This window comes from Pseudomonas sp. 5C2 (assembly GCF_034314155.1).
In the GTDB taxonomy this organism is placed as follows: domain Bacteria; phylum Pseudomonadota; class Gammaproteobacteria; order Pseudomonadales; family Pseudomonadaceae; genus Aquipseudomonas.
This window is the reverse complement of sequence record NZ_JAVIWH010000002.1, coordinates 761062-777954: the sequence shown is the minus strand read 5'-3', so window position 1 is coordinate 777954 and position 16893 is coordinate 761062. Positions and strand designations below refer to the sequence as shown.

Below are 16893 nucleotides of genomic sequence, written 5' to 3'. Positions count from 1 at the left end.
CGGGGATCATTGATGCAGTTACATGGATGGCCCACTGCTTTCGCGTTGCTGCTTGGTCTATGCCAATTGGCAGCTGCTACACCAATGGACGAGCCGCTGAAGCCATTACCTGACGTGGTGATAAACAATTCCGTACAGGTCGAACTAGGCCGTCAGTTATTCAACGATGCACGCCTGTCAGTCAATAACAGCGTGTCCTGCGCCAGTTGTCATCACCTGGAAAAAGGTGGGGCCGACGACAAGCCTTTCTCCACTGGTTTTAACGGCGCGCTGCTACGCATCAACACACCCACCGTGCTCAATGCGAGCCTTAACTTCAAGCAGTTCTGGAATGGTCGGGCCGACTCACTGGAGGCACAGATCGAGGAGGTGGTCCAAAGTCCTGTCGAGATGGGCAACACCTGGAAAGCCTTGATCGACACGCTCTCCAGAGACCCTGACTATCGCGCGGCCTTCACCAGGTCGTACCCGGACGGGGTCACGGCAGCCAATGCGCAGAATGCGTTAGCAAGCTATGAACGCACCCTACTGACGCCCGACTCGCGCTTCGACCTCTACCTCAAGGGCAATACCGACATCCTGACGCTTAACGAAAAATACGGGTATCAGCGCTTCAAGCAATATGGCTGTATCGCCTGCCATCAAGGCGTCAACATCGGTGGCAACATGTACCAGAAATTCGGTGTGATGAGCGACTATTTCAAGGCGCGGGGCAACCCGGCCGAGAGCGATCTGGGACGTTATCTGGTAACCAGGGATGAGGCCGACCGTAACGTCTTCAAAGTTCCTAGCCTTCGTAACGTAGCGCTCACTGCCCCGTACTTTCATGATGGGTCGGCCAAGACGCTGGATGAGGCCGTCAGCGTGATGTTCACGTATCAACTGGGCCGCACGCCTTCGGCACAGGACAAACTTCTGATCATTGAGTTTCTCAAGACATTGACCGGTGAACTCAGAGGCAAACCCCTATGAAACTGTCTCATCGATTCAGCTCACTGCTGTTGGGCGCGATGACGCTGGCACTCGCATCTATTCTGGTGTTCCTCTATATCAGGTCCAGTGCCGATAACACCTCTAACTACATCGCGTCACGGGATCTGATTGGTCAGATCAAACAGCAGGATGCACGTTGGGAAACAGAGATCCTCAAAGCAAGAGTTTCCGTCAGCCAAAACTACGACTTGCTGGTGGAGCCGCTGACCAAAATCAACACCCTCTGGAGGCAGTTCGATACGATACAGTCCGGGCATGTGCTACATGCCGATGCCCTCTGGCAAGACAGTCGTACTGCCTATCTGGCTGCCGTCGACGAAAAAACACGGCTGGTTGAAAAATTCAAATCGCATAACGCCGTATTGCGTAACTCACTGGCCTTTCTGCCCATCGCCGAAGACGATATCCAGAAGCAGTTCGGCACGCTCAACAGAAGCGACCCAGTGCTGCAAGCCGCCTCAATGGACATCTATGACCTGCTACTTGGCAGCCTGGAGTTCTCTCAAATCACCTCTGACGACAAAGCGGCCGAGATCCAGGTCGGCCTGAACCGGTTGGGTGTGGACAAAGGTCGTTTGCCGCAACCACTCCATCTTCCGCTGGAAATCCTGCTCAAACATGTGGAGCTGATTCTGCACGAGCAACCCGTGGTCAACGATCTGCTGGAGCATATCGGCGTCGTTCCCGTGGCCGCTCGACTGGAGGACATCAATAACATTCTCAATAACAACCAGGAGCAGGCCGTCAAAATTGGTCAGCAGTACCACCTGTATCTGCTGATTTTCTCGGCATTGATGGTCTTCCTGCTGTTATATCTGGCCATCCGATTGCTGCGCAGCTTTGCCGAAATCAACAGTGTCAACAAAGCACTGCATGCCGCCAACGAAGGCCTTGAGCAACGCGTGGAAGAGCGTACCCATGAACTGAAGGACACCCAGAGCGAATTGCTCGATACCGCGCGCCTGGCCGGGATGGCGGAAATTGCGACCAATGTGCTGCACAACGTCGGCAATGTGTTGAACAGCGTGAACATCTCTGCCGATCTGCTTACTCGAAAACTGCGCTCCAGCAAGTCAATCGGCCTCGGTAAAGCAGTGCAAATGATGAATGAGCACGAGCAGGATCTGGGCGATTTCATCACCCTCGACGAGAAAGGAAAACTGTTACCGGGTTACCTGAACCAACTGGTCAAAGCGCTGGGCGCCGAGCAGGAAAGCATGACCGACGAGCTGGCGCAGCTGACCAAAAGTGTTGATCACATCAAGGATATCGTCTCTACCCAGCAGTCCTACGCTGGGGCGTCCAACCTGATTGAATCCCTGAACATCAGCGACTTGCTTGAAGATGCTCTGCGCATGAACTCCGGCGCATTGACCCGCCACCACGTCACGGTGGTCAAGGACTTCAGCGATGTGCCTGCAGTGATGGCCGATAAACATCGGCTGCTGCTGATTCTGATCAACCTGATCAGCAACGCGAAATACGCGATGTCCAACATGGACGACCTCGCTCGAAAAATGACCCTGGGCATAAAGTTTATCGACAATTCCATCTTGCAGATCAGTGTCAAAGACGAAGGTGAGGGCATCGCACCAGAGAACATGACGCGAATCTTTGCCCACGGCTTTACCACCCGCAAAGAGGGTCACGGCTTTGGCCTACACAGTTGCGCGCTGGCCGCAATCGAGATGAATGGGCACTTGAGTGCCTACAGTGACGGCCCTGGTAAAGGTGCAGTATTCACCCTTGAAATGCCCCTGACAATCGCGACGGATGAGCAATGAACAGTCTATCGAACCGCCGTATTCTGCTGATTGACGACACACCTTCCATTCATGAAGACTTTCGCAAAATCCTTCTGCCTCCCATCGATGACAACTCCGACCTGTACCTGATGGAGGCAGCGCTGTTCGGACAAACGGCCAAGATCGAGATTCCATTGTTCGAACTCGACTCGGCCTACCAGGGCCAGGAGGGTCTGGCTAAGGTGTGCCAGTCACTCAAGGACAATCGCCCTTATGCCTTGGCGTTCGTCGACATGCGTATGCCCCAGGGTTGGGACGGCGTAGAGACCATCGAGCACCTATGGGAGCAAGACCCGCGCCTGCAGGTAGTGGTCTGCACGGCTTACGCCGACTACTCCTGGGAAGAGTTACTGGAACGGCTGCATGGCCATGACCGGTTGTTGATTCTGAAAAAACCTTTCGACAACATCGAAGTCCATCAACTGGCCAACACCCTGACCGCCAAATGGGAAATGACCGAGCGCGCATCGGTGCAGATGAGCAAGCTCGAGCAATTGGTCGAGCAACGGACCCACCAGTTCAAACAGGCCAGCGAAGCCCTGCAACGTGAAATCGACGAACGCGAACAGCTGGAAAGCCAGTTGGTGCAATCCGAAAAACTCGCGTCCCTGGGGCAACTGGCCGCAGGGGTTGCTCACGAAATCAACAACCCCATCGGTTTTATCTCATCCAACCTAGGCACCCTTGAAGGTTACTTCAGCAAATTGCAGGACATGCTTGACGCGTACCAGCGCTCAGAAGAGGGCATTGCCTCGACCGAGATTCTCGATCACTTGAAAACCATGCGCGAGCGTGTGGAACTGGACTTCCTGAGGGAAGACATCCCGCTGCTGATCAAGGAGTCCAAGGAAGGCATCAGCCGCGTCGGGAAAATCGTCAAAGACCTCAAAGACTTCTCCCGCGTCGACTCGAATCAGGAATGGCAATGGGCCAACCTGCAGCTGGGCATTGAATCGACCCTGAACATTGTCGCCAACGAACTCAAATACAAGGCCGACGTCATCAAGGAATACGCCGACCTTCCCGACATTGAATGCCTGCCCTCGCAAATCAACCAGGTGATCATGAACCTGGTGGTCAACGCTGCCCAGGCCATGGGCCCTCAGCGCGGGAAAATCACCCTGCGCAGCGGGATGGAAGCAGAGCACGTATGGCTCGAAATAGCCGACACTGGATCAGGAATGGCTCCCGACACCGTGCAGAAAATTTTCGACCCCTTCTTCACCACCAAACCCGTCGGTCAAGGGACAGGGTTGGGCCTGTCCCTCTCCTACGGCATTGTGAAAAAGCACGGTGGCGACATTACGGTCAGCAGCGAGCTTGGCGTGGGGACTACGTTTCGAGTTACGTTGCCGATCAGACAGCAACACTCGAACACCTGACACACGACTCTTGCAGGCAAGCCAGCGGGCGTTAGCGCCTAGAACCCAGGGGCGATCTGTCCTTTGTAGCGCGTCAGGATGAACTGACGAACCGCCGAAATTGCCGAGTGTTAGCAGTCCATGGGTAGCGGGCTATGGACTCGCTGACAGGCTGTTCAGTGACTGCTTTTGGCCGATCGCTGTCTGTTGCGAGGGGCTGCAAACGGCCTTGGCTGTGTGAAAACGCATGCGTCGTTTTGATGTCTGCGTTGCTACGTAAAATCTGCCAGCGTTTGGTTAATCAGCCAGACCGTAAATTTGCGTAGGAGCACGATTTCCGTTCCAGTCCTGACTGTAAAACCTGCTCCAAAACGTTTTCACACAGCCTGGACCATTAGCGGACGTTACGAGCTGAGTCTGTAGGTAGATCTATGGTGGCCATCGCAGACCTCCGCTATGAGTAAGCACCAACAACCCGCTTCACTTTCACGAGCGCTTCTCGAAGCGAGTCCATATCCGCAGACCCCAGCGCTAATCGGATCGCATGCGGTACATGGGCAGAGGTAGCAAAAGGCTCGGCGGTTGAAACCGAAACTTTTTCACGCATCAACGCCATGGCGATCTGGTCAGCTCTTGCATCTTCCGACAAGGGCAGCCAAAGAAAGTAGGAAGACGGATGGCGAACGTATTGGAGCCCCGCCAGCACTTCACCGGCCATGGTTTGCCTGGCCTGCGCATCCCGGCGCTTTTCAGCTTCCAACTGCATAACAGTACCATCGTCGAGCCACGCGCTCGCGATCGCAGTCAACACTCCCGGTGTATTCCATGTGGTCGCCCTGATCGTTCGCTCCAACGCGGGCACTTTTTGGGCGGGAGCTGCGACGAAGCCTACGCGCAATCCGGTGGCCACACTCTTGGATAGCCCTGAGACGTAAACAGTCCTCTCTGGTGCGAGTTCCGCTAACGGTGCAGGTGGTTCCTCAGCAAGGAAGGCGTAAGCTGCGTCTTCAATGATGAGCAGCCCATGCCTGCGCGCAATCGTCACGAAGTACTCGCGTTGATCGGCACTCATCACCCATCCCAGCGGATTGTGCAGCGTCGGCATCGTATACACAGCCCGGACGCGTCTACTCCGGCACAGGTTGTCCAGCGCATTCAGATCAGGTCCATGATCGGCCGCGGGAATTGGCACGACTTCAAGGTGCAGTGCTTCGGCCAGCACCTTGAATCCTGAATAGGTCAACGCATCAGCTGCAACCACATCACCGGGTTGCAGCAGCGCCATCATCGTGACGGCCAACCCATGCTGAGCACCACTGACCATTAACACTTGCTCAGCATCAACCGTCAGCCCTCGGGCGCGCAAATGGCGGGCCACAGAGGCGCGCTCATGCAGACGCCCTGCGTGTGGCTGGTAGCGTAATAGGGACTCTAGGTCACCGGCCAACGCGAGCTGGCGCAAAGCACTTCGCAATAGTTCTGCCTGTCCTGGAAGCGATGGATAGTTGAAGTTGAGATCCATCATTCCAGTTGCAACGTCTTTCTGGTCGATACCCAGGCCAGGAGGTAACGAAGTCTCCCTCACAAAAGTGCCTCGACCAGTCTCCCCACTGACCAGGCCCATGACTTCGAGCTCTGCATAAACCCGAGTTGCAGTCACCAGGGCCAGTCCTTCTGTAGCCGCCAGCTGGCGATGCGTCGGCAAGCGCGTGCCCGGCAACAATCGTCCTGACCTGATATCAGCCGCAAAAGCATCCACTAATGACTTGTATCGTGAGCGAGGCATGCAGAGATGTATCCATGACAATATTTTGATTGTATTGATCTTCGATCATACGATGCATCTCGTGCAACCTGAGAGCGATGGCGCTCGGAACCATATGAGCTTAACGGTCGACATGCTGAGAGCATTAGCGACGTTCTAAGGACTCGGTTTCAGGATGCACTTGCATTGACGATTACCTTGTCGACCGCTACAGGAATGGTGCGGTCAACCATAAGCAAACAGTATTGAGTGTGACCCTAAATGGAACGTACATCGAACCTGCAAAACCAAACGACGGAAAAGACAGCGAGCGGATGGCTCCATGGGTTCATCGGCGTACTCATATTCAGCGGCTCGCTGCCAGCAACACGGGTGGCCGTTCTAGAACTTGACCCGGTCTTCCTGACGGTTGCCCGAGCAACCATTGCGGGAGTCCTGGCACTTTGCATTCTTGTGCTCTTTAAAGAAAAGCGTCCTGCCAAGAGTCAGCTTCTACCTTTGGCTATAGTGGCAATGGGCGTTGTATTAGGGTTTCCTCTGCTGACTGCGCTGGCTCTACAGTATGTGACGTCTGCGCATTCCATCGTCTTCGTTGGCATGTTGCCACTCGCCACAGCTGCGTTTGGTGTTTTGCGCGGTGGCGAGCGTCCCCGGCCGGTTTTCTGGTTCTTCTCAGTCTTGGGAAGCGCGCTAGTTGTGGGGTTTGCTGTCTCCCAAGGCCTGACGGCTTCTCCAGCGGGGGACATTCTAATGTTGCTGGCAATCCTCGCCTGCGGACTTGGCTATGCAGAAGGTGCGAAGCTTTCAAGGACACTTGGAGGCTGGCAAGTGATCTCTTGGGCATTAGTTCTGTCGCTGCCAGTTATGGCCCCGCTGACTTGGTTCTTGGCACCGCCTTCGTTCTCAGCAATTACTGCATCCGCGTGGGTCAGCCTGGCTTACGTATCGATCTTCAGCATGCTTATCGGTTTCGTATTCTGGTATCGCGGGCTTGCCCAAGGGGGTATTGCCGCCGTCGGACAGCTTCAGCTACTACAGCCTTTCTTTGGATTGGCGCTGGCGGCCACATTGCTTCACGAGCAGGTTAGCATTGGCATGCTTGGGGTAACCGTTGCCGTTATCCTTTGCGTTGCTGGAGCGAGAAAATTTGCGAAGTAGTCGCTCATGGCCATACCACTCTGATGTAGCACTGATCCAGTAGTCCTGAAAACAGGATCACTTAGCGCAAGCGCCATCGTGATCCCTAATTCCACTCCCGGCTTGCCCAAGTGGCGCTAGCCGCTTCGCTTTAGCTAATACACCCTTCATTCCTTGTCCCCCTATATGGCCGAATTCTACCGGTGCTAACCGGCAGCTATGGGTTGATTTCTGCCTGTCATGACTGGCAGAAATCGACCCAATATAGGCATTCGTTAAAGGTCTGTCAGCGACGCTTCACCGTCCGCTCCGTAAGCTCGCGTCGGCTGCAAATTCGCTCTGTCGTCATCAACGTCTATGCTCCACGTGAGGAATTTTCCTGATCGACCGGATGTGGTCGCCGTGCGCTTGCCGGATCAAGGTGCCGTCCACTCTCGTCGTAATCGGTGGAGGAGAAACGAGCCATGATTGAAGTACAGGTCTATCGCTACCACCCGGAACAAGAACGGCCGCCTTGGATGCAGTCGTTGTCGTTGCCCGAGGAGTTCCGGGTGCGAATGGTGCTGGATGCGCTGGAGTTCCTGCACGAGGCAGATCAGACGCTGGTCTACCGGCGCTCCTGTCGGGAGGGTGTTTGCGGCTCGGATGGCATGAATATCAACGGCAAGAACAGGCTGGCTTGCATCACGCCGGTTTCGGAGGCGCTGGGCACGGCCAGCATACTGATCATCAGACCGTTGCCCGGCATGCCGGTCATCCGCGACCTGGTAGTCGACCAGAGTCTCTTCTTTCAGCAGTACGAGAGCATCAAGCCATGGCTGATCAATCACGAACCGGCACCGGCCATCGAGCGTCTCCAGTCCCCCGAGGAGCGCGCAAAGCTCGACGGGCTGTATGAATGCATCCTATGTGGCTGCTGTTCGTCGCAATATCCATCATGGTGGTGGAATCCGGAAAAGTTCGTAGGTCCAGCCGGGCTTTTGCAGGCCTGGCGTTTCATCACCGACAGCCGCGATCAGGCCACGGTAGAACGGCTAGAGCGGCTTGAGGATCCGTTCAGCTTGTTCCGTTGCCGCAGCATCGGCAACTGCTCTTGGGTCTGCCCCAAGGGACTCAACCCCATGGGCGCCATCGGCAAAATTCGCCAAGAGCTGTTCCGAAAATCCACTTAGGGTGTTGGATCAACGTGATGAGTCGGCTCGGCTTCCGAAGACTCTTTAGAGTGCCTGCTCCTGGCCGTTTTCTGCCGGTCACGAAGGGCTGCTCTCGGCCGATTGTGTTGAAAAAGTCGGCTTCGGTTTCCACGGCAGAAAAGTACGCGTCTGAGATTGAAATCCGTGTTTTGCGCAGAAGGTTCAGGACTCAGATTTGACGTAGCAGCGTGCAAAAAAGGCGCTTTCACCGCTCAACGCATGGGTAGCCAGGCCGGGTCGACTTTTTCAACACAATCGGCCAAAAGCGGACGGTGGTGACAGGCGACTCCCAGCCAAAAGCCGAAATTCGAGCGATACGGATATGCTACACAGAAAACTGTCTTGCTTACCGACCAATAATCTTGATTGGGGACGTGGTGTCCGAATCTACTTTAAACAACGAATTAGACGCCTTGGGCGCCTTATTCGTTTCTGGATCTAGCGTTTGTAGAAGGCAACGAGTTGATCCAGACTAAGCTAAAGGTTGGTGACTGGTCACACAGTGGATGCCGCCACCACCTGCGGAGATTGCGTCGATATTGAGTTGCACCACGTCACGGTCTGGGTAGAGTTCAGACAACAGATCAAAGGCTTTCGTATCTGCCACCTTGTCTCCGAACTCGGGTGCAATGACCGCACCATTGATCACGAAGTAGTTGATGTAGCCGGCGGCAAAGTCTGGATTCTTTTTGCTGAATTTGTTCTGTCGTGGATTCATCGGTGGCGATACGGTGTGCACTTGCAGCTTGTGGCCATCGGCATCAGTGGCGTTTTTAAGAATTTCCAAGTGGGCAAGCGTCACCTTGTGGTCGTATGACTCGGGGTCGTTGTCGAGGTTGGCGATCACTACTCCTGGTTTGACGAAGCGGGCGTAGAAGTCGACATGGGAGTCGGTGATGTCCTTGCCTTTGATTCCGGGCAACCAGATGATTTTGCGCAAACCCAGTCTGGCTTTCAGCTCTTCCTCTACCTCAGCCTTGCTCCAGTCGGGGTTACGGTTGGTATTGATCCAGCTGCTTTCGGTCATGATCCCCGTGCCGCGGCCATCCACTTCAATACCACCACCCTCCCCAACCAGCTTGCTGCGGATGTAGGTGGCGTCAGCTTTCTTGGCAACCAAAGCGGCCAGCTGCGCATCATCGGCATGCTGCTGCTTGTTGCCCCAGCCGTTGAAGTTGAAATCCACGGCGCCGAGCCCACCTTCTCCATCGATGACGAAGTTGGCCCCGATATCGCGCATCCAGATATCGTCCAGTTCAGTAGCAACAAAGGTGATGTTGTGCGTGCCGCATTTCTCTTCGGCCAGATCCCGCTCGCTCTCACGATAGAACACCGTGACCGGCTCATATTTGGCAATGGTGCGGGCGATCCGGCCCAAGGCATCTTGCACGTAAGGCGTGAAGTCCTCGTGGATAGCCTCCTGTGCACCAAAGGCGACGAAAGCCCGCTGGTGTTTGTCGCCCTCATCCGGCATATGCCAGCTGCCCTTGATGGCTGCGTGCACCCGAGCGGCATTTAGGCCAAGCCCTATGGACGCGGCGGCGCCTAGACCGGCAACTACTGATACCTGCTTTATGAACTCGCGACGTGTCGACATGTGTACCTCTCTGTTCTTGTCGAGCTTTGTCTTGGCGGACTGCGCCTTGCGCCTGCAGCCGCCAATTTTACCCATATAGGGCAAGACTGTTTTCGAGGCCGACCACCTGGAGATCGGCTTACCGTCATTTAACGGAGGCTGTCTTGAACTTGGTCCACGCACGCATGCGCGCACGCATATCAGCCTGGGGAATATCCTTGCCCGGGATCAGTCGTTCGTAAGTGGCCTCATCGAGGTAGATATCCGGGTTGTTACGCATCATTGAATCGACGCTCGGACGTGCCTTGGCATTGGAGGTGGGATAACCGGTGAAGTTACTGATGGCTGCCATGTTCTCCGGGCGCATGACAAAGTTGATGAACGCATAGGCGTATTCCGGATGCTTGGCATCGACGGGGATCGCCATAGTATCCATCCATACCGTGGTGCCTTCATGCGGGACGTGGTACTGGAACGTGGCTTTCTTGCCTGCGGCGTCCGCAGCCCGTTGCGCCTGAGTCATATCCCCGCTGTAACCGAGCGATAGGCACAAGTTGCCATTGACCAGGTCAGTCACCGGTTGCGACTGGAACTTACGGATGTACGGCCGTAGTTTGAGCAATAGTTCACCGGCCGCGGCCAAGTCCTCCGGTTTGGCGCTACGCGGCTCACGGCCAAGGTAGTTGAGCGCTACCGCCAGCACTTCGTCCGGCGAATCGATCAGGGAGATACCACAATCGGCAAACTTGGCGGCCAGTTCCGGCTTGAACAGCATGTCCAGGCTATTCACCGGCGCATATGGCATGCGCTTGTTGATCTGCTCGGCATTGTAGGTCAGGCCGATGGTGCCCCACGTGTAAGGTACGGTGGCCTTGCTCGAGTAGAGATAATGCGTCCGTAGCTTTTGCAGACCTGGCTCGATGTCATCCAGGGCGGTGAGCTTTGACTTGTCCAGCGGCTGCAGGCTGCCGGCGCGCATCAGACGTTCGCCAACAGCGTCGCCCGGGAAGATCAGGTCATAACCACTGCCGCCGGCCATCATCTTGGCTTCCAACGTCTCACTGCCATCCATGACGTCGTAGATCACCTTGATCCCGGTTTCGGCGGTGAACCTGGAGAGGGTGTCCTCGGCGAAGTAATCGGCCCAGTTGTACAGCTTCAGGGTCTTTTCCTCCGCCTGCACCGACGACAAGGCACAACTTAGAGCCAACCCCAAGGAGCAGAGCAATAGTTTATTGGTAACGTTCATGTCAAACCCCTTGAGTATTCCAGCGAGCATTAATGTGACGACCATCCAGGCTTAACAGCGCCCCGTACATTTCTGGACGGCGGTCGCGGTGGATGCCCCAGGTCAGACGCTCTTCGCGTATGGCGGACAAGTCCAGGCTGTGTACCAGCACGCCAGCGCTGTCGCGGTCAGCCTCGGCGAGGAGCTTGCCTTTGTGGTTGCAGATAAAGGACGAGCCGTAGAAGTTCATCTGCAGGGTCGGATCGGTGGTCGCCACTTCTCGACCGATGCGGTTGGCTGCCACCACCGGCAGGATGTTTGCGGCGGCATGGCCGCGCATGGTCATCTGCCAGTGGTCACGTGAATCCAGTGCTGCGCAGCCAGGTTCAGAGCCAATGGCGGTGGGAAACAGCAAGACTTCGGCGCCCATCAACGCCAGGCATCGTGCGGTCTCGGGGAACCACTGATCCCAACAGATGCCCAAACCTATGCGCCCAAAAGCAGTGTCCCAGACACGAAAGCCGGTATCGCCAGGGCTGAAGTATTCCTTCTCCTGATAACCGATGGCGTTGGGGATATGCGTCTTGCGATACACACCCAGCAGGCGCCCATCTGCATCGGCCACGCTCAGCGAGTTGAAGTAGGCATTGCCTGCCTTCTCGAACCAGCTTAGTGGCAACACAACACCCAATTCCTTGGCCAGTGAGGAAAAGCGCTTGAGTACGCTGCTGTCCTGATACTCCTCGGCCAGCGCCAGATGCTTGTGATTTTGCTCGATGCAGAAATACGGTGTGGCAAACAGCTCCTGCAGCAGGATGACCTGGGCGCCCTTGGCGGCCGCGTCACGCACCAATTGCTCGGCTTGATCAAGGTTGTGTTTCAGGTCCCAGGTGCAGGGCATCTAGGTTGTGGCAACAGTCAAAATGGTCACGGCATTAACCCTTCAGTGGCCAGGCTGGCTGTTGCTGGGTGATGCAATGCACACCGCCGCCGCCATGAGCCAGGTGATTGATCAGAACCGGCACCACCTCGCGCCCGGGGAAAGCCTGACCCAACACTTCGGCAGCCACCTTGTCGGCGTCAATACCATAGGCCGGCATGATGATGGCGTTGTTGGCGATGTAGAAGTTGGTATAGGAGGCACAAAACACATCAGCCTCGGTGTCCACTGCATCGGTGGCTTCATACAGCTCAATCAACTCAAACTGTCGACCTTGGGCATCTGTTGCCAACTCCAGAGCGCGGCGATTTTCACGTACCACTTCGGCATACACCGAATCTTTGTCGTGGGTGGCGTCCACCAGCAGTACGCCAGGGCGGGCGAAAGCGCACACGCCATCGACATGGCCGTCGGTCATGTCGCCGGTCACATAGTTCGGGTCTCCCGGCAGCCAGACAGTCTTCTTCACACCTAACAGGCGAGTGAAGATCTCCTCCATCTCAGCCTTGCTCATGCCCGGGTTACGGTTAGGGTTGAGCAATACCGATTCAGTGGTGATCAGAGTGCCTTCGCCGTCCACATGAATGGCGCCACCTTCGTTACCCAGCGGGGTACCAAAGCACTCCACACCAAGGTGATTGAGCACGCGACGGGCCAAGCCTTCGTCCAGATCAAAGGCCGACTTACCGCCCCAGGCGTTGAAGCGCCAGCTCACACCCGCCAGCCCCTGTTGCGGGTGGCAGACGAAGCTCGGGCCGGAGTCCCGGCACCAGCTGTCGTTCACCGCCAGTTCGATCAGTTCAATGTTTGGCCCACACAGCGCTTTTGCGCTCGCCACAGCTGAAGGGTCAACAACCATTTTCACGGGTTCAAAACGGGCAATGGTGTTGGCCACGCGAGCGAAATCCTCTTGCACCAGAGGCAACGTCACGCCCCAACCAGACTCCCAGAGTGCTTTATTGTGCGGCCAAACCATCCATGTCGCTGCGTGCTTGACCCACTCTGCCGGCATCAACCAGCCACCGTTTTGAAATTCATTCTGCTGCATGACAAGTACCTTTGAGTTAAGTCATTGTGTTCAATGAAAACTGCCTATTCGGTTATGGCATGCATGCTAAGCCTGTAAAATATGGCAAACAAACGATGAATTTTGCAGATAAATGATTAGGAGAGCTTATCAATATGCTCAAGCACTGGCCGCCCTTGAACACGCTGCGCGGCTTCGAAGCCGCCGCCCGACTGGGTAGTTTCCACAAGGCAGCAGAGGAGTTGCACCTCACCCAGTCGGCAATTAGTCAGCAGATTCGTAGCCTGGAGACCTACCTCGAACAACCACTGTTCTTTCGCAATGGACGCAGCGTTATTCTGACCGATGCTGGTTACGACCTGCTTAGCACCACCCAGGCGCTGCTACAGCAACTTGCCGTCGGGATTCGCCGCCTGGGGCAGTACCACAAACCCAACCAACTAGTACTCAACACCACCCCAACGTTCGCCCGTCATTGGTTGCTGCCACGCCTGGAAGACTTCCGCCACCAGCATCCAGAAGTTGATCTATGGATATTCAGTACCGATGAAGTTCCGGACATGGCGAGCCAGACCATCGACCTCGCTGTGCGCGATGACATCAGTTCCCAGGCCGAGTGCAGCTTTAAGGTGCTACACGCTGACCGCCTGTACCCGGCTTGCCATCCGAGCCTGTTGGCAGTGCCCAGCGACCAGCGCACAACCCTGCATGGCGAGCGGGAAATGGACTGGAGCCACTGGGCGGTGGAGGCAGGGATAGATGTAGGCCAGAAGGATCACGGGCTCAACTTCTCCGATCCCGGCCTACTGTTGGATGCCGCTTGTGCCGGACTCGGTATCGCCTTGGTTAGCCAATTACTGAGTCGCCAAGCGCGCGCCAATGGGCTGTTGCAACCCTTGGTTGAGGAAACCATTCGCGGCCCCAACTGGGCCTTGCTGACCCATCGTGATAGTGAGAACAACCCGCTGGCGCGGAGCTTCAGTGAGTGGTTACTTAGCAACCTGGTAGCAGGAAGCCAGGTAACGTAACGGTTCCAGATCAAGGCTTGAATGGTGCCGCCCCTTAGTTCATGTAGTGCACTTTGATTTGCAGATGCATGAACGGCTGCAAAGGGTCGTTTTCAGCCGGTCACGACAGGCAGAAAACGACCCATAGCAGTCATTCGGCGAGGAGTTAAGCAGATGTCAAACATGAATTCAGTGCGCAAGGTGGTGTGACACCGATCAAAACTGTACGGAAACAGATAAGTATTTGCCCCGTCTTCATCCGGTACGGCGGGGCATAGAGCCTATGCATTAGTCTAAATGCTGAAACTCTTTGACAATGAAGTCAATGAACGCTCGCGTTTTCGCAGGCAAATGCAGTCGGGACGTATAAACGAGATTGATGGCTAATTTGGGCAGGTTCCAGTCGGTTAAAATTGGAATCAATCGACCCGCAACAATATCGTCGTGTATCACATACGAGGGCTGAGCAAGAATGCCTAACCCTTGCAGTGCTACTGCCCGCAAGAGCTGACCATCGTTGGACTCAAGTGATGCTTTTGTCGAGATCGTGATGGATTCCTTCTCTCGCTGGAAAACCATTTCGTAAGGGTCGGTGGCGTAGGTGTAAAGTAAAAGTTGATGGTCAACTAATGCCTTAGGGTGTTCGGGACAGCCGTGACGTTGCAAATAGTCAGGCGACGCGGCTAGCGTGCGCCGCGTCTCAGTCAAGCGCCTAATCACCAGGCTGGTGTCAGGTTCACTTTCACGTGTCCGAAGCGCTACATCGATATTGTCGTCAATGATGTCGTAATAACGGTTTTCAGCAACGATGTCTAAGCGAACATCAGGGTACTGCTGATTGAACTTCGGCAGCAGCGGCAATATATGCTGTAGGCACAGCGATAAAGAGGCGGTAACGCGCAATACACCCACTGGGTGGCTTTTGGTCGCGGAGACGGCGTCGGTGGCGCCTTGCATGGCTAGCAGTGCAGCTTTGGAGTTGTTGTAGAAGTCCTTTCCAACCTCAGTCACAAATAATCGACGGGTACTGCGCTCTATCAACCTCGCCCCGAGACGGTCCTCGAGCGCCGCCAGGTGGCGGCTTGCAGCAGCATTGGACAGGCCCAGCGCCTCGGCCGCCTTGTTCAAGCTACCCAGCTCTGTGACCTTTACAAACAGTTCATATTCGGTCCAGCGATCCATCAGCATTGTTCCATTGAGCGAAAATGTCATTTCCAGTTATAGGCTTTTTCAATTTAATTGCTACCGTTAATCTACTTCTATCCCTTGCAGCAAAGATTTTCCGAGCTGAAGGAAATTCGATAGGAATTTAAATTGAGTAATAATCTGGAAGTAGTAAAAAACTATTTTAAATTCTGCGTTGATGGAAAAGATGTGGATCGTGTCACTGAGTTTTTTGCGGATGATGTCGTTGTTCATCGGCCTGACTGCGTTGCCCCTATCGTGGGCGTGAAGCTTTTCAAAGAAGCGTTGAAACTGAATGTGACTGATAGATATGAGTCTTTACATACAACTTTCCAAAAAGAAGTTGTGACTGGCGATATTGTAGTGGTGGCGTTGACGCATCAGGCAAAGGGGTCTAATACTTGGCATGGATTTGATGTCACAGGAAAAGACCTTGCATGGACGGCATTAACCTATTTTCGATTCAATGCAAATGGAATGATTGTCGAGGAAATTGTTGAGCGAAATGAATTATTCATGGCGAAGCAACTCGGCATCATTGAGTACGCTTAAGTAGATTGTATTGTCTGGTTTTTATTAAAAAGCCAGACGATATGTTAATTACTTGTATTCTCCAAGTTGAGTTTTCATGGAATTTATTCGTCGTCATATCGAAACTCAAGTTATGAGTTTGACCGGTCTGTCTCTTGGCAAAATCGATCTGGAAAACCCCAAGGGTGATCCAGGTCTTTTCGGGCCGAATTCGATCTGCTGGCAGGTGCATGGGGACTACAGCAGCATGCTGATCGGTGGCATTAGTGCCCTTATGTTGCAAGCATTGCACCCGCTTGCGTTGGCAGGTATTTGGGATCACTCAACTTTTCGTGAAGATATGATTGGTCGATTGCGGCGAACCGGATTGTTTATTTCTGGAACCACCTTTGGCTCACGACAGGATGCCGAGTGGCTGATCGAAAAAGTACGTTCCATTCATTTGCAAATCACTGGCACTGCTGTTGATGGGAGGCCTTACGCCGCTAGCGATCCAGTTTTGCTGACCTGGGTTCATGTCGGTGAGGTGAGCAGTTTTCTTTCAGCACACCTGCGATATAAAAATCCACATTTGTCGTTGGATGATCAAGACCGGTACTACGATGAAACGGCATCTATCGCTGAGCGGTTGGGCGCCGAAAAGGTACCGCGCTCTAGGCGGGAAATTTCAGACTACCTTGAGCAGATGCGCCCGCAGTTGCTCTGCGACGGTCGAAGTCGTGAAGTTCTGAATCTATTACTTGCCGCCCCGTCACCTAGTCGGCTGGCGAGACCGTTCGGCACGTTGATGATGCAAGCGGGAATCGACCTTTTACCTCACTGGGCCAGTGAGATGTTCGATATCTCCCCTAACCCGCTAAAAAGCAAATTGGTTCGTGCAAGCATCAAACGCAGTTTGCCTGTGCTGCGTTGGGCGGTACGTAATTGTTCATTGAGCCGCGCTCAGAGGCGGATGGGCCTGACTGAATAGCTCAAACCTGCCAGGTTATTTTTGAAGGACCGCTCCTCGCCGGTTTTTGCCACTCCCCACCGGCAGCGATGGGTCGTTTACCGCTGGTCGCGGCGGGCAGCAATCGGCCCAGGCTGTGTGAAAACGCCAGTGATTGTCTAACCTTTTGATCGTCGAGATCTGATCGGGGTCGATC

General features: G+C 54.7%; 14 protein-coding genes. 8 read left to right on the top strand and 6 right to left on the bottom strand.

Annotated elements, in window-relative coordinates; translation table 11 throughout:
* The first annotated feature begins 12 nt into the window (after positions 1-12).
* From RGU44_RS04275 to RGU44_RS04265, 3 genes are read left to right on the top strand one after another with little or no spacing between them, the layout of a single operon-like run.
* Positions 13-972, top strand: coding sequence for a cytochrome-c peroxidase (locus RGU44_RS04275; protein ID WP_322215807.1), 960 nt, complete (start codon positions 13-15; stop codon positions 970-972).
* Positions 969-2777 (top strand): DAHL domain-containing protein, encoded by a 1809-nt coding sequence (locus RGU44_RS04270; protein WP_322215805.1) that lies wholly within the window; start codon positions 969-971, stop codon positions 2775-2777. The genes RGU44_RS04275 and RGU44_RS04270 overlap by 4 nt, the downstream gene beginning before the upstream one ends.
* A complete protein-coding gene (locus tag RGU44_RS04265) occupies positions 2774-4180 on the top strand; it encodes an ATP-binding protein (RefSeq protein WP_322215803.1) in 1407 nt (468 codons plus the stop codon). The genes RGU44_RS04270 and RGU44_RS04265 overlap by 4 nt, the downstream gene beginning before the upstream one ends.
* Before the next feature lie 433 nt (positions 4181-4613).
* Here RGU44_RS04265 and RGU44_RS04260 read toward each other — a convergent pair whose 3' ends face one another.
* Positions 4614-5945: a PLP-dependent aminotransferase family protein gene (locus RGU44_RS04260; protein ID WP_322215801.1), complete on the bottom strand. Its 1332-nt coding sequence runs from the start codon at positions 5943-5945 to the stop codon at positions 4614-4616.
* 240 nt (positions 5946-6185) lie between these two features.
* Here RGU44_RS04260 and RGU44_RS04255 point away from each other — a divergent pair, with 240 nt between their 5' ends.
* Both RGU44_RS04255 and RGU44_RS04250 read left to right on the top strand, forming a co-directional pair.
* Positions 6186-7082, top strand: coding sequence for a DMT family transporter (locus RGU44_RS04255; RefSeq protein WP_322215798.1), 897 nt, complete (start codon positions 6186-6188; stop codon positions 7080-7082).
* 443 nt (positions 7083-7525) lie between these two features.
* The gene (locus RGU44_RS04250; RefSeq protein WP_322215796.1) at positions 7526-8233 is read left to right on the top strand and encodes a succinate dehydrogenase iron-sulfur subunit; all 708 of its coding nucleotides are present in this window, start codon (positions 7526-7528) and stop codon (positions 8231-8233) included.
* Positions 8234-8726: 493 nt separating this feature from the next.
* On the opposite strand, the gene RGU44_RS04245 is transcribed toward RGU44_RS04250, so the two are convergent.
* The 4 genes from RGU44_RS04245 to RGU44_RS04230 all read right to left on the bottom strand — a co-directional run bounded on the left by RGU44_RS04245 (position 8727) and on the right by RGU44_RS04230 (position 13046).
* Positions 8727-9851, bottom strand: coding sequence for an agmatine deiminase family protein (locus RGU44_RS04245; protein ID WP_322217741.1), 1125 nt, complete (start codon positions 9849-9851; stop codon positions 8727-8729).
* A gap of 124 nt (positions 9852-9975) precedes the next feature.
* Positions 9976-11079, bottom strand: coding sequence for an extracellular solute-binding protein (locus RGU44_RS04240; RefSeq protein WP_322215793.1), 1104 nt, complete (start codon positions 11077-11079; stop codon positions 9976-9978).
* Between the two features lies 1 nt (position 11080).
* Positions 11081-11959, bottom strand: a complete 879-nt coding sequence (aguB, locus tag RGU44_RS04235) for an N-carbamoylputrescine amidase (protein ID WP_322215791.1) — start codon at positions 11957-11959, stop codon at positions 11081-11083.
* A gap of 34 nt (positions 11960-11993) precedes the next feature.
* Positions 11994-13046: an agmatine deiminase family protein gene (locus RGU44_RS04230; RefSeq protein WP_322215789.1), complete on the bottom strand. Its 1053-nt coding sequence runs from the start codon at positions 13044-13046 to the stop codon at positions 11994-11996.
* A gap of 134 nt (positions 13047-13180) precedes the next feature.
* On the opposite strand from RGU44_RS04230, the gene RGU44_RS04225 reads away from it, so the two are divergent.
* A complete protein-coding gene (locus RGU44_RS04225; protein WP_322215787.1) occupies positions 13181-14053 on the top strand; it encodes a LysR substrate-binding domain-containing protein in 873 nt (290 codons plus the stop codon).
* Positions 14054-14320: 267 nt separating this feature from the next.
* Here the strand turns inward: RGU44_RS04225 and RGU44_RS04220 are convergent, their stop codons facing one another.
* Entirely contained in the window at positions 14321-15214 is an 894-nt protein-coding gene (locus RGU44_RS04220) for a LysR family transcriptional regulator (protein ID WP_322215785.1), read from the bottom strand.
* A 132-nt stretch (positions 15215-15346) separates the two neighbouring features.
* Between RGU44_RS04220 and RGU44_RS04215 the strand changes: the two genes are divergently transcribed.
* Entirely contained in the window at positions 15347-15769 is a 423-nt protein-coding gene (locus RGU44_RS04215) for an ester cyclase (protein WP_322215783.1), read from the top strand.
* A gap of 76 nt (positions 15770-15845) precedes the next feature.
* On the top strand, positions 15846-16718 hold the full coding sequence (locus RGU44_RS04210; protein WP_322215781.1) for an oxygenase MpaB family protein: 873 nt from the start codon (positions 15846-15848) through the stop codon (positions 16716-16718).
* Positions 16719-16893: the final 175 nt, after the last annotated feature.

Coding starts and splice junctions, on each gene's coding strand:
- RGU44_RS04225 (WP_322215787.1), top strand. CDS start 13,181: ATGCTCAAGCACTGGCCGCCCTTGAACACGCTGCGCGGCTTCGAAGCC.
- aguB (WP_322215791.1), bottom strand. CDS start 11,959: ATGCCCTGCACCTGGGACCTGAAACACAACCTTGATCAAGCCGAGCAA.
- RGU44_RS04230 (WP_322215789.1), bottom strand. CDS start 13,046: ATGCAGCAGAATGAATTTCAAAACGGTGGCTGGTTGATGCCGGCAGAG.
- RGU44_RS04220 (WP_322215785.1), bottom strand. CDS start 15,214: ATGGATCGCTGGACCGAATATGAACTGTTTGTAAAGGTCACAGAGCTG.
- RGU44_RS04210 (WP_322215781.1), top strand. CDS start 15,846: ATGGAATTTATTCGTCGTCATATCGAAACTCAAGTTATGAGTTTGACC.
- RGU44_RS04245 (WP_322217741.1), bottom strand. CDS start 9,851: ATGTCGACACGTCGCGAGTTCATAAAGCAGGTATCAGTAGTTGCCGGT.
- RGU44_RS04275 (WP_322215807.1), top strand. CDS start 13: ATGCAGTTACATGGATGGCCCACTGCTTTCGCGTTGCTGCTTGGTCTA.
- RGU44_RS04270 (WP_322215805.1), top strand. CDS start 969: ATGAAACTGTCTCATCGATTCAGCTCACTGCTGTTGGGCGCGATGACG.
- RGU44_RS04240 (WP_322215793.1), bottom strand. CDS start 11,079: ATGAACGTTACCAATAAACTATTGCTCTGCTCCTTGGGGTTGGCTCTA.
- RGU44_RS04255 (WP_322215798.1), top strand. CDS start 6,186: ATGGAACGTACATCGAACCTGCAAAACCAAACGACGGAAAAGACAGCG.
- RGU44_RS04260 (WP_322215801.1), bottom strand. CDS start 5,945: ATGCCTCGCTCACGATACAAGTCATTAGTGGATGCTTTTGCGGCTGAT.
- RGU44_RS04250 (WP_322215796.1), top strand. CDS start 7,526: ATGATTGAAGTACAGGTCTATCGCTACCACCCGGAACAAGAACGGCCG.
- RGU44_RS04265 (WP_322215803.1), top strand. CDS start 2,774: ATGAACAGTCTATCGAACCGCCGTATTCTGCTGATTGACGACACACCT.